Raw genomic sequence first — 13,325 nt, forward strand, 5'->3', positions numbered from 1 at the left:
GGGTCCTCCCCTCTTAAGCGCCGGGCGGCGCACGAATGTCGGAGCAGATTGTACGCGAGGGTGGCACGCGGCAAGGGACGATTGGAAGCGATTATCGAGAATCCGCCCAGAATTTTACTTGGAGCCTGCCCAGAGTGTTCATTCGTCGACGTCTAAATCTGCATCCGTCAAGCTTTTGGCAAGGTTGCCCCAAAACTGACCAATATCTAACCAAGAACTTGCCAAATCACTTGACGCACGACGCGTCAAAAAATGGCTTGCGACTTCCTGGACGATTTTTAGAGCATTATTTTGGTAATCGACTGACGCTTTAAGCAGGTAAATGGCCCATAGACTACCAAGTCAACCTAAATAAACCAACATAGCAATTTCCCAAAATGATCCGCAGGGGACGGAGGAAAACGGATCACCGGCACCGCATCGATGCAGAATGATCCGTTTTCCTCCGTCCCCAAGGGATCATTCAAGTGCCAACCAAGATAACGCCGATGTCTTGGCAATGCCAGCGAGCGGGCCGCATTTGAGACAAGGTGACGTGAAACGAAAGGGCGCTGACCTTCTGGTCGCGCCCTTGAAGTTGAACGTCAGATTGTCCAAATGCGGCCCGCGCAGCGTCGGCTGGTCCGCCGTTCGGTAGAACGGCGGAACCTAAACAGCCTGTGCCAGCTTCTCGGCTCGCTCGGCGGCGGCGAGCGCCTCGATGACGGTGCCGAGTTGGTCGCCCAGAAGGACGCCGTTGTAGGTGGAGTTGAAACCGATGCGGTGATCGGTCACGCGGTCCTGGGGCTGGTTGTAGGTGCGGATCTTCTCGGAACGGTTACCATGGCCGATCTGGCTCTGGCGCTCGGCGCCAAGCTCAGCCTGCTGCTTCTCAAGCTCCATCTCGTACAGACGGGCGCGCAGCATCTGCATGCAGACCTCGCGGTTCTGAATCTGGGAGCGCTGCTCCTGCGACTGCACCACGGTGTTGGTGGGCAGGTGGGTGATACGCACGGCGGAGTAGGTGGTGTTAACGCACTGACCGCCAGGGCCCGAAGCGCAGTAGGTGTCGATGCGCAGGTCGGACTGGTTGATCTGGACGTCGATCTCCTCGGCCTCGGGAAGTACGGCGACGGTTGCCGTGGAGGTCTGGATACGGCCCTGGGACTCGGTCTTGGGGACGCGTTGGACGCGGTGCACGCCGGACTCGAACTTCATGACGGAGTAGACGCGGTCGCCCTCGACCTTGAACTCGATGGACTTAAAGCCGCCGGCCTCGCTGGGGCTGGAGTCAAGCACGGTGGTCTTCCAGCCGCGCGACTCGCAGAAGCGCTGATACATCTTGTAGAGGTCGCCGGCAAAGATGGCTGCCTCGTCGCCACCGGCGGCGGAGCGGATCTCGACGATGGTATTCTTGTCGTCGTTGGGGTCGCTCGGGATGAGCATGTATTTGATGTCTTCCTCGAGCTGGGGAAGCTTCTCCTCGTTCTCGGATATGTCCATCTGGAGCATCTCCTTCTCGTCCGCATCGGTGGTGTCGCGGAGCATCTCCTTGGCGGCCTCGATGTCATCGAGCGCGCCGATGTACTCGCGCGAGGCGGCGATGAGGTCGGACTGGTGCGCGTACTCCTTGTTGAGGCGCGTGAACTCCTTGATGTCGGAGGCAACGGCGGGGTCGGAGAGCTTCTTCTCGAGCTCCTCGTAGGCCTTGATGATCTTTTCGAGCTTGTCGCGCATGGCGGGACTCCTTTATATGCGTGAAGGTGAAAATCGGCAGAATTGATGGGGCGCGCGGCGCCGCTGCGGGGGTAAGCCCGGCTAGAACATGTCGATCTTCAGATACATGCGCATCCCTTCGCGTATGGGGTACATAGTTGCGGTCTAACCCATACATGATAGCGTGCGCAGGCAAACCTGCATATAACCCGCACGGAATGTGACAAAGGGATAGTCCCTTTGTCACATTCTAGAACGTTTGGAGCAGGGCGATGAGGAAGCGGATGCCCTGGAGGTAGGCTCGGCGGGTAATGCGCTCGTTGGTGCCGTGGACGCCGCGGTCGCACTCGTCATCGTCCACCACAAAGGCCGAAAAGCGAATGCACTCAGGACAAATGCGCTGGTAGTTGGCGGCGTCGGTCGCACCGATAACAGTAGACGGAACGATCGCCAACGGCTCGGATGATCCGTTTTCCTCCGTCCCCTTTGAATCACGGAAATAGCGGGCGGCAACGGAGCGAACCGCTTCGAGGCCAGGGCCGCCAATGCGCGGGGACGGCGAGGGTTCGGAGCTGCCGGGGCCGAGCTCGACCTCAACGCGGCTGGCAAGCCCCGCCGCGGCAACCGCCTCACGGCAGCGCGCCACGACGTCGGCCACGCTCGTGCCCTCGAGCATACGGAAGTTGATGTTGGCCCACATGTCCTGCGGCATCACGTTGGCGCCGGTGCTGCCGCCCTCAATCTGGGTCGGCGCACAGGTGGTCGTTACGAGCGGATAGAGCTTTTTGCTAGCGAGGCAATCGCGCACGATGGCGTCCTTGTTGGCGGCAATTTCATCGGCCGTGTAGAGCCCCAGCTCGACGAGCTGCGCGGCAAGCAGGTCGGTCACGCGCGTCGGCCATTCGATATCGCAGATTGCGGTGATAGCACGGCTGAGCACCTCGAGCGACGTGCCGCCGTAGGGGTTGGAAGAATGCCCGCCCTCGCTTTTCGTCCTGAGCACGATGTCGGCATAGCCTTTCTCGGCCAGGTCGGCGTGCATGAGCCAGCCTTCGCCCGCGGCGTACTCTGCAGCAGAGACGATGCGGTAGTCGCCCTCGTCGATTAGATATTCGAGCTCAACGCCGCGCTCCTCGAGCGCGCGACCGATGGCGCCCGCGCCGTACTGCGTGGTCTCCTCGTCCTGGCCAAAGGCCAGCAGCAGCGTGCGCTCGTGCTGCCAACCGTGCGCCAGTGCGTACTCAACGGCCTCGAGAATGCCCGCGACCTGGTCTTTCATGTCGATCGCGCCGCGGCCCCAGATGTAGGTGTCGCCCACGTGCCCACTAAAGGGGGCATGTGTCCAGTCGGCCTCGGTGCCCGGCACCACGGGGACCACGTCCATGTGGCCCATGAGCATAACGGGCTTAAGGGCGGGGTTGGAGCCGGCAAGCGTCACGAGCAGCGAATGGTCGATGAGCTCAACCTCGCCCGCCGCGAACACGCGCGGCCACGCCTGTTGCATATAGGCGCGCAGATCATCAAACGGCCGCCAGTCCACCGACTCGGCATCCATGCTCGAAATGGTCGGAAACGACAGGACGCGGCCCAGGCGCCCACACGCGCCGGCCTCATCCAGATCGGCAAAATCATCCTCGTGCGCAAAGAAGCGCCAAACCTCGGCCATGACATCCTTTCGATTGCGACGACAAAGGCCGCCCCACCGGAGCGGCCCTGCCACGTAAGCGTTTACGTTTGGTTATTTGTCCTCAAGATAGCGCGAGAGGAACTCGCGGGTGCGCTGGTGCTTAGGATTGCCAAAGAGCTCGGCCGGCGCGGCGTCCTCGAGCACCACGCCCTGGTCCATAAAGACCACGCGGTCGGACACGGTGCGTGCGAAGGCCATCTCGTGGGTAACGACGACCATGGTCATGCCGTCGGCGGCGAGCTTGCGCATGACGTCGAGCACCTCGCCCACGATCTCGGGATCGAGCGCGGAGGTAGGCTCGTCAAACAGCATGATCTGCGGGTTCATGCACAGGGCGCGGGCGATGGCAACGCGCTGCTTTTGGCCACCGGACAGGCGACCAACCGCGGCATGGGCGAATTTTTCGAGTCCCACGCTCGCCAGGTGCTCCATTGCGACCTGTTCGGCCTGATCTTTGCTCATCTTTTTGAGCGTGACGGGCGCGAGCGTGCAGTTGTCGAGCACATCCATGTTGTTGAACAGGTTGAAGCCCTGGAACACCATGCCGATGTCCTCGCGCAGCTTGTTGATGTTGCAGCGCTCGGCCGTGAGATCCTGACCGTGGAACCAGATGTGGCCCGTGTCCGGAGTCTCGAGCAGGTTGAGGCAACGCAGCAGCGTCGACTTACCCGAGCCCGAGGCGCCGATGATGGTGACGACCTCACCGGGATTGACAGCGAGGTCGATGCCCTTAAGCACCTCAAGCGAGCCAAAGCTCTTGCGCAGGCCCTCAACGCGGATGAGCGGCTCTTTGGTTTGCGCGGCCGCAACGCCGGTAGTGGCGGTATCTGCCATGATGAATCTCCTCGTCTTGCGCCTAGTTGGAGCTGGGCAGCGTGGCCGGAGCCTCGGCGCCGAGCTTTTTGCCAAAGGCCTCGAGCAGGCGGCTCGCCACGAGCGTCAGGATCAGGTAGACCACGAGCGCCACGCAGTAGACCTCCATCTGGCGGTAGTACACGCCGGCGACGGTGGTGGTGGCGTACATGAGGTCGAACACGCCGATGACCGAAAGCACTGACGAGTCCTTGATGTTGATGATGAGCTCGTTGGTGAGCGCGGGGATCGCGTTTTTAATGCCCTGCGGGAACACGACCTTGCGCATGGCCTGCCATTGCGACAGGCCCAGCGAGCGCGCCGCCTCGGCCTGGCCGGGGTCGATGGACTCGATGCCGCCGCGCAGGACCTCCATCATATAGGCGGTGGAGTTGAGCGAAATGGTGACGAGACCCGCGGTAAAGGTGCTCCAGATCTGGTTGGCCTGCGCCGTCTCGAAGCCCATGCCGCGCAGAACGGTAAAGCCCGCGTAGTAGATGAGCAGGCCCTGCACCATCATGGGCGTGCCGCGCACGATGGTGGAGTAGACGGTCGCAAAGCCTCGGCCGATGCTCTTAAAGAAGCGCGTGAGGTCATTGTCCACGCGGTCGAACGTCTGGATACGCAGGAACACCAGCAACAGCGCCAGGAAGAAGGCGATGACGGTGCCAAAGAACGCGAGCGCGATGGTGATCTGAATGCCGCGGATAAAGAAGTCGCCGCTCTTGTAGGTCATGTAGACCAAGCTCGACAGAAAGTCGCTGGGATTGGAGTCCGAGACAATGCTCGCCTGCACCAGGTCGACAAACGACATGACGCAGCGGTCGATAAAGAAGATCGCCGCGATGGCAACCACGACATAGCTGCCCAGGCGCGCGCCGCGACGGCAACGCTCAGATGCAAACGGCGACGTTTCGCGATAGTCGTTCCAGTGCATAACCTTGGTGACGAGCGCTGCCGCCGACACGACGATCCAGGCCCAAAGAATCGCCCAAAGGCAATCCTGGAAGATGCCGGTGGGCGCCAAAAAGCTCAGCGGCGTGGGGTTGCGCTGGCTAAATGCCAAGCCGAGCGCCGCGATAACGCTCGTGCCCAGGTACACATAACGGTGGTCGGCCTTGATAAAGGAGGCCAGACGATTGATGCCTTTCATGCTGCCTCCCTATGCCGGCTGACGGTCGAGGCACGCGTCCCACATCTGGTCGCGCTCCTCCTGGCTGATGCCCTTGAGTGTCTTGTCGATGAGCTTAAGCAGTTTGTCCGATCCCTTGCGGCAACCGACATTCGCCGTGACCTCCTGCTTAAAGCCCTCGCCCTCGGCAAAGTGGATGGGGACGATACCGGGATTTTGGGCCATATAGCCCTTCTCATTCTCGGTGTTGTAGGTCACGGCGTCGCACGTGCCCTGCAGCAGATTCGAGAACACCGTGGGGACCGAATCGACCGGGTTCTTGTGCACAACGCCCGGAATCTCGTCGATGACGGTATCGAGCATGGTGTCCTTTTGGCCGAGCACCGTGGCACCGCTGAAGTCGCTGAGCTTGGTGGCGTTTTGGTAGGGCGAGCCCTCTTTTACGAACAGGCCAAAGTAGCCAATGAAGTACGGGTCGGAAAAGCCGACGGACTCCTCGCGCTCGGGCGTGGCGCTCATGCCGGCGATGATGAGGTCAATCTGGCCGTTGTTGAGCGAGTCGATAAGGCCCGAGAAGCTCTGCTTGACGGCAACGGGCTCGCCGCCGAGAGCCTTGCAGACGATCTTGGCGATCTGCACGTCGTAGCCATCGGCATAGGCGCCCTGCACGTTGTCGATGGGGATCGTGAACTCGCTGGCCTCGGAAACCTGCCAGTTGTACGGGGCGTAGGCCGCCTCCATGCCGATGCGGATCTTATCCTTGCCGATCACAGAATCGGACAGGTCGTCGCGACCGCCGCCCGTCGTGGACTGAACTACTTCCAGCGTGGAGGGACGCTGGCAGCCGGCAAGTGCGCCGGCGACGACAGAAGCGCTCGCAGCGAGAGCGCTACCCAAAAAGATGCGACGGCTGCATACCGGCTGTGGATGCGCGTCGCGTTGATGGGGAGAATGCATAATCTGCCTTCCCTGTTGAATCGTATGCTGACGACTTAACAGGATATACGCCAGCGACCAGCAGCGCAGCACAAGCTCGAAAAATTAATAGACACACGGTAGTCATTGGGAGCGTCGATGTTTTGGCAATGCCAGCGGGCGCCACCCAGAGCGAACAAGTTAGCATGAAAAAGGCAAGGCATAGACCTTCTGGTCATGCCTTGCCTTTTGAATGACAAATTGTCGCTCTGGGTGGCGCGCAGCGTCGACCGGTCCGTCGTTCGTTAGAACGGCGGAACCTCTAGAGCAGGGTAACGCTAAAGCTGCGAACGTCCGTCTCACCCGGTGCCAAGGTAATGGTGTTGACCTTGTGCTCAAAGACGTCGTCCTCGGTGTCCATGGTGGTGTGGCCGGTCCAGGGCTCGAGCGCCACAAACGGGGCGTCGTTGGCGGCAGACCACACGCCGATGTACTTAAAGCCCTCAAAGTCGATCTTGACGCCGTGGCCCGACTTGCGGCCGCGCAGCGTGAGCGTGGAACCCGGGACATCGGTGAACATGATGGCATCGTTATCGAAGCTGCGGTGCGTGATGGGCAGCACGTCCGAGTTATCGGGGGCCTTGTAGCTACCCTCGAACGTCATAAGACCGTCGGGCGTGATGATGGGAGCCTCGTTGGTCCAAGCCTCGGTAAACGCCAGCTCGTAATCCTCGAACGCCTCGTCTTCGGCACCGGGGGCGGGCACGTTGAATGCAGGATGACCGCCCACCGAGAACGGCAGGGCCACGTCGCCGGTGTTGGTGACGGCAAAGGTCTGCGTGAGCGTGGCGTCGCCGGTCAGGGCATAGGTCATGTTGAGCTTAAAGTGGAACGGGAACGCCTTGAGCAACTCGGGCGTGTCAGTGATCTCGTACGTTACCGAGGAGCCATCCTCCGAAACCTCGACCAACTTGTGCTCGACGATGCGAGCGAGTCCATGGCGCGGCATCTCGCAGGTGCCGGCCGCAGATGTCGCCATGTTGTTGCGCAGCGATCCCACGATGGGGAACAGGATAGGCGCATGCTTGCCCCAAAAGGCCGGGTCGCCCTGCCACAGATACTCGTTGCCGTTGAGGGCAAGGCTCGTGAGCTGGGCGCCCATGGAATCGATGGCCGCGGTGAGGCCGCCGCGCTTGATGGTAGTGACGGTGGACATGCTACTTCCTCCAATAGTAAACAACGGTGTCGAGGGCTATTGTCCCACTCTTGGCGGCGGGGTTGAGCGACAGGTGCAGTTATTGAGCAATAGCGTAAAGGTCAAACCCGCCCTGCGGCGTGCTATCGACCGTATCGGGCGCCTGTGAATTAAAACTCACCGGAACCATGCGCTTTGAGGCGCGGTAACGCGTGCCGTCGGTGGCGACGGGCGGCTCATCGACCGTGAGCTCGTAGTCGCCGGGCTTGAGCTCGATACCGTCACCTTCGGAATTGACGTATTGGTACTCGTCGATCGCTTGCCCCTTGAGCGTGCGACCCACGATATGGACGAGCATCTGGCTGTCGCCGCGCGCGGTGTCCCACGTCGCGCCGTCCTTGACCTCGACCGATACATGCACCGAGCGCGTGCGGCTGAGCGATTGTTCGACGGACATCTCGACCTTGGCGGCGTCTTTGCGCTGTTGTTCAACATGGCTCCAGACGTTTCCAATTACCGAGCATGCGATAACGCCGGCCATAAAGGAGATAAGGATGGGGCCAAGCGGAGAGCGACGTCCCGCATCTTCCTCGCGAGCCAGATCGGGGCGATGCGTGGGCGCAGGCGCCTGGGCACCCTGCGAGGGCACGTCGAGAATGCTGAAGGATGCCGTGCTGTCGGGATCGATAGTGTGACGCGGCTGCGGGGTCTTTGCCGGCGAGATGGACATGTCGGCTGGCTCACCGAGTGTGGCCGTGGCATCGGCCTTTGCCTCGTCGGCCTCAGCCTGGGCCCAAGCCTGCTCAAAGGTCAGAGGCTCGGCGGCATCGGAGGCGGCGTCAGGCTCGACAGCAGCATCGCTGCCGGTCTCGTCCTCGTCGCTCGACACGTCACGCGGCGCGGGCTCGTCCCACTCCTCGTCCGGAGCCTCGCCCTCGCTATACCACCATTCAAAGTTATCGATATCCATACGGGGCGCCCCTTAGGCCTCGCAAATAAACACTTGCTAGCCTTATACCCCCAGATGGCACGGGAGCTCGCCGGCACAGACAGGAAAAGCGTCACAACATTCGACGCTTTTCCTCGTTTTCGAGATTTTCATCGAATGTTGTGACGGTTTGGGCAGCAGCCACACCACGAATGTGACGAAGGAGCAGTCCCCTTGTCACATCTAGAGGGCGACGGGGATTTGGATGCAGCAGAAGTCCTCTTGGTGGGACTCGTCGTAGCTCGTGGTATCGAGGTAGCAAAAGTCGAAGGCGTTGCCAACGGGCTGGAGCGCGTGCTCGTCCATGCAGGCCACGATGGCGCGGATGCCTTCGGGCTCGTACGGCATGCCCCAGCGGCTCATGCACAGGTATGTGCCCTCGGGCAGCACTTCGATGCCGATCTCTGCCAGCTCGGAGGGATCGCTCGGCAGCAGCTCCTCGGCACCGCGCGGCAGCACGGCAAAGGAGCCAGCGCCGGCGATGGGATCGTCGGAATGCAGCGCCTCGCGACGCAGCATGGCGCCCCAGCCGCGCATGGGACGCGTGCCCGTCAACGTACGCATGCGCAGGATAGCCCGCATGAGCGTGGGGTGAAGCATCGAGCGGCCGCGCTCGATATCGCCCGGAAACTCCTCAAAGACCACGTAGCGGCGCTCGAACTGCTTGAGCTCCGGCTTGCCTTCACGCTCGCGCGCTCGGATTTGAGCCCGGCAATCTGCTCATCGAGCGCCTGCACCCGCGAGCGCAGGTGATCGGTCATCTCGCCAATGTCGAACGTCGAGGTTAGGCGGTCGATCTCGTCGAGTTCGAGCCCCAGGTCGCGCAGCATGCAAATCAGACGCATGAGCGGGATCTGCGTGGGCGAATAGAAGCGGTAGCCTTTTTCGTTGACCACGGCGGGCTTAAACAGGCCGATCTTGTCGTAGTAGATGAGCGTTTGGCGCGAAACGTTAAACAAGCTCGCCATCTCGCTAATCGCATACATGCCCGTCTGCATAAGTCCTCCTGCCACATCCTTTTAGCGCACAAAGCCCGCCGCCCACAGGGGCAGCGGGCTCAAACACTACTCGTATCCTACCCTAAAGACATCTATGACCAGCGCTTATAGTTTGCACATGACACGCCGACGGCCTCGAGCGCCTTGGCGGCGATGTGATGCACCGCGTCATCGAGCGTGGCGGGGCCGTTGTAAAACGTGAGCATGGGCGGCATGAGCATGACGCCCGGTACGCGCGCCAGGCGCGCCATGTTGTCGACATGAATGGCGCTGAAGGGCGTCTCGCGCACCATGAGCACCAGGCGGCGCTGCTCTTTCATCTGCACGTCGGCCGCACGCAGCAACAGGTTTTCGCTGTAGCCGCTCGCGATGCCGGCGAGCGTCTTCATGGAGCAGGGCGCCACGATCATGCCGTCGACCGGATAGGTGCCGCTTGCGATGGCGGCGCCGATGTTCTTGTTGTCGTAGACCACATCGGCATGGCACGCAAACTCGTCGAGCGTCATGCCGAGCTCCTGCTCGATGGTAATCTCTCCCCCGCGCGTGACGACAAGCGCCGACTCGGCACCGGCCTGACGCAGGCATTTGAGGCACTCAAGGCCCAGCGCGGCACCGCTGGCGCCAGACACGCCAACGACAATGCGACGGGGACGGACAGAAGACTCAGGCATGACAACTCCTTAACTACTTGGTAGGGCTACTTACTAGAAAGCAATCTCCTTGGCCCACTTGTCCTTGTCGATCTCCATGAACTGCGAGCGAATGAAATTCTTCTTGAGGTCGAACGGAACCGTGCAGTCGAAGATGGCCTTGCAGGCGATGCCGTGCTCGCGAATCGTGGGGTCGAACGCAGGGTCGTTGGACGGGTCGAGCACGTGGCAGTGGCAGCCGGGGATGGTGATGAGGTCGACGTCGGCCTGGAAGCGCGTGGTCATGGCCCACATCACGTCGCTCATATCAAAGATGTCGACATCCTCGTCAACCAAGATCACATGCTTGAGCTCGGAGAATGCCGAGAAGGCGAGCATGGCGGCGTTGCGCTGACGGCCCTCGTCATTTTTGCTCGACTTCTTAAACTGCATGATGGCAACGAACTTGCCGCCGCCGCAGGGTGCAGCGTGGACGTTGAGCAGGCGGCCCGGGATAGCGGTCTCGACCATCTTGTAGATGGAAGCCTCGGTGGGGATACCGGCCATGGACACGTGCTCGTGCGAAGGGCCGATGCAGCTCTCCATAATGGGGTTGACACGCGTGGTGACGGCGGTGATCTTGATCACCGGGCAGACCTTGGCGCCACCGGTGTAACCGGGGAACTCGGGCATGGCGTAGCCGTGGCCGTTGACGTCCTCGTTGATGGTCTCGTCGTGCATGAGGTAGCCCTCGAGCACGTACTCGGCGTTGGCGATGCACTTCTGCGGAACGGTGACGCAGTCGGCGAGCTCGACGGCATGGCCGCGCAGGGCGCCGGCGATCTGCAGCTCGTTGAAGCCGAGCGGCGTGGTGGGAGCCTCGAAGCCGCAGCACATGTACACGGCGGGGTCCAGGCCGATGGAGATGGAGATGGGCATATCCTCGCCGCGCTGGCAGTATTCGTCGAAGAACGCGCCCAGGTGACGGCTGCCCGGGGTGATCCACATGGCGAGCTTGTCCTTGTCGACGCAGGAGAAGCGGTGGATGGTCACGTCGGACTGGGAGCCGTCGGGGCTCGTGCCGTAGGCGAGGCCCATGGTGATGTAGGGGCCGCCATCGACGGGTGTGTTGGTGGGGGCGGGAACGATCCTGCGCAGGTCGAAGCCCTCGTCGGTCGCCTTGTACACGACCTCCTGGCAGTCGACGTGCTTGCCCTCGGCGATCTGCTCGGGGGCGATCAGGTTCTCGAAGCGCTTGCCGATCTCGAGGCCCAGGTGCTCCTCGTCCAGGTCGAGCAGGGCGGCAACGCGCTTGCGGCTGGCAAGCATGCCGATGCAGACCTTTGCGTCGTCAAAGCCCTTGACGTTGTTGAAGACCATGGCCGGACCCTCTTTGGTCGGGCGCATGACGGTGCCGCCGGCGCCGACGTGACGGTAGACGCCCGAGACCTCGGCATCGGGATCGACCTGGGTGTCGGTCTCGAGCAGCTGGCCCGGCATCTCGCGCAGGAAGTCGAGCGCGGAACGCAGGTCGTGGATCTGGGAAGCATCGGTAGTGGACATAGCGTGCTCCTTTCGGGAGAGAGCCCGGCGACGGAGTGCCGCCGGGTTGGTTTATGTTTGGGGGCGGAGCGCTCACTGATTGAGCGCCCGGCTCAAATCGAGCATTCAACTAAGCCCGAGTGGTGGTCCAAGCCAAAGCGCTCGGCTGCTTACATCAGGCCAAAGACGTGGAACCAGGCGGCCTCGACCAGCACGACGATAAAGACGACCGCGGTCAGCGGGATGCCCATGCGCATGGCCTCTTTGGAGGTGTAGCCACCGGCGTCCTTGCCCTCGCCAATGAGGATCGGCAGGTTGTGGAACGGCAGGATGTAGTGGATGTTGATGGACGTGAAGACGATGAGCGCCACGGCGAGCGGGCTCACGCTGGAGCCAGCGGCAAAGCTGATGAACGCCGGTACGCACACGCCGAGCACAGCCATAACCGAGCCCATGAACATGTGGATGATCATGGAGAGCGCGGCGACGAGCAGGGCGAACAGGAAGATGTTCTCGGGCACGGAGCTGGGGAGCACGACGTCGGCAATCCAGGCGTTCATGCCGGTGGCACCGCCCACGGAGCCCACGGCCATGGCAGCCGTCAGGAACATGAGGGACTTGATGTCGACGGCGTTCCAGCTGGCGGGGGTGAGGACCTCACCGACGATGGGCATGGCGAGCGCGACGCCGATGGCCAAGGTAACCCAGCCGATGTAGTCGCCCGAGACGGTGAGCCACAGCGCGATGGCGATGACAAGCCACACGATGGTGCGGATCTCCTTGACGGAGAGCTTGCCGAGCGCGGCCTGCTTGGCCACGATCTGCTCGCGATCGTAGACGAGCTCCTTGCTGGGCTTAAAGAGGAAGAGGCCCAGGAACAGGGTGCACAGCAGCGCGACCAGCATAGGCACGCTCATGTACAGGAACCAGTCGACGAAGGACGGGCTCATGCCGCCGGCCTCGGCGCTGTACTGCGCAACGAGCGGGTTGAGCGTGGAGTCGCCCGTCAGGAAGAACATGGAACCCGGGGCGGCAGCGGCAAACACGAGGAAGCCGAGCTTGCCCTTGTCGTCATCACCGTAGCCGGCGGACTCGGCGATGACCGAGACGACGGCCAGGATGAGGAAGGCGCGGGGGAACGGGTGCGGGATCAGCAGCGACAGCACAAAGGTGAGCGCGAAGATCGAGATGATGAGCGACTTGGCGTCGCGCACGAACTTGAGCATGAACGCGTAAGCGATGCGCTCGCCCAGGCCCGACTCCTTAACCGCGCTGGCGATGAGGTAGGCGCCGATGACGAGCCACATGGTGGCCTTGGTCCACGAGCTAAACGTGGAGGCGACCGTCGCCGAGATGCTCGCGGCGCCTGTGTCGTCCACGCACACCTTGAACAGGACGAGCAGTGCGCAGTAGAGCAGGCCCACAAAGCCCGGCTGTGCCACGCCACATGCCCAGAACACCACCGTGGCGAGCGTCAGCGCCAGACAGGTCTGACCGCCGACCGTGAGCTCGACCGTCGAACTCAGCTCCGCCAAAGGAAGAAACTTCACCAGCAAAAAGACAACGATACCCAGCACAAAGCCAATTTCGCGCTTGGTGATCTTAAACGCCTTCTTTTCCGCTTCCATCTCCCCACCTTTCTTGTTGGGGGCGCTCCGGACTCACAGCGGCCTTGCCGCTAAAAAGGGGCGC

General features: G+C 61.8%; 12 protein-coding genes. All 12 read right to left on the bottom strand.

Features of this window, described 5'->3' with window-relative positions:
• Window positions 1–648: 648 nt before the first annotated feature.
• Window positions 649–1,716 carry a peptide chain release factor 1 gene (gene prfA / locus OIL88_01045; protein ID HJI70972.1) on the bottom strand — a complete coding sequence of 356 codons (1,068 nt, stop codon included), beginning with the start codon at window positions 1,714–1,716 and terminating at the stop codon, window positions 649–651.
• 229 nt (window positions 1,717–1,945) lie between these two features.
• Window positions 1,946–3,361 carry a M20/M25/M40 family metallo-hydrolase gene (locus tag OIL88_01050; protein ID HJI70973.1) on the bottom strand — a complete coding sequence of 472 codons (1,416 nt, stop codon included), beginning with the start codon at window positions 3,359–3,361 and terminating at the stop codon, window positions 1,946–1,948.
• 72 nt (window positions 3,362–3,433) lie between these two features.
• Window positions 3,434–4,216: an amino acid ABC transporter ATP-binding protein gene (locus tag OIL88_01055; protein HJI70974.1), complete on the bottom strand. Its 783-nt coding sequence runs from the start codon at window positions 4,214–4,216 to the stop codon at window positions 3,434–3,436.
• A gap of 22 nt (window positions 4,217–4,238) precedes the next feature.
• Window positions 4,239–5,387: an amino acid ABC transporter permease gene (locus OIL88_01060; GenBank protein HJI70975.1), complete on the bottom strand. Its 1,149-nt coding sequence runs from the start codon at window positions 5,385–5,387 to the stop codon at window positions 4,239–4,241.
• 9 nt (window positions 5,388–5,396) lie between these two features.
• Window positions 5,397–6,323 (bottom strand): transporter substrate-binding domain-containing protein, encoded by a 927-nt coding sequence (locus OIL88_01065; protein ID HJI70976.1) that lies wholly within the window; start codon window positions 6,321–6,323, stop codon window positions 5,397–5,399.
• Window positions 6,324–6,603: 280 nt separating this feature from the next.
• Complete coding sequence (locus OIL88_01070) at window positions 6,604–7,497, bottom strand: aldose 1-epimerase family protein (protein ID HJI70977.1); 894 nt, start codon at window positions 7,495–7,497, stop codon at window positions 6,604–6,606.
• A 79-nt stretch (window positions 7,498–7,576) separates the two neighbouring features.
• Entirely contained in the window at window positions 7,577–8,446 is an 870-nt protein-coding gene (locus tag OIL88_01075; GenBank protein HJI70978.1) for a hypothetical protein, read from the bottom strand.
• 201 nt (window positions 8,447–8,647) lie between these two features.
• The gene (locus OIL88_01080; GenBank protein HJI70979.1) at window positions 8,648–9,028 is read right to left on the bottom strand and encodes a hypothetical protein; all 381 of its coding nucleotides are present in this window, start codon (window positions 9,026–9,028) and stop codon (window positions 8,648–8,650) included.
• Entirely contained in the window at window positions 9,016–9,477 is a 462-nt protein-coding gene (locus tag OIL88_01085) for a MerR family transcriptional regulator (protein ID HJI70980.1), read from the bottom strand. Before OIL88_01085 ends, OIL88_01080 begins: the two co-directional genes overlap by 13 nt.
• A 77-nt stretch (window positions 9,478–9,554) precedes the next feature.
• Entirely contained in the window at window positions 9,555–10,133 is a 579-nt protein-coding gene (locus OIL88_01090; protein ID HJI70981.1) for a UbiX family flavin prenyltransferase, read from the bottom strand.
• Window positions 10,134–10,166: 33 nt separating this feature from the next.
• Complete coding sequence (locus OIL88_01095) at window positions 10,167–11,654, bottom strand: UbiD family decarboxylase (GenBank protein ID HJI70982.1); 1,488 nt, start codon at window positions 11,652–11,654, stop codon at window positions 10,167–10,169.
• Window positions 11,655–11,803: 149 nt separating this feature from the next.
• Complete coding sequence (locus OIL88_01100; protein HJI70983.1) at window positions 11,804–13,261, bottom strand: SLC13 family permease; 1,458 nt, start codon at window positions 13,259–13,261, stop codon at window positions 11,804–11,806.
• Window positions 13,262–13,325 lie beyond the last annotated feature (64 nt).

It is taken from the genome of Coriobacteriaceae bacterium (assembly GCA_025992855.1).
In the GTDB taxonomy this organism is placed as follows: Bacteria; Actinomycetota; Coriobacteriia; order Coriobacteriales; family Coriobacteriaceae; genus Collinsella.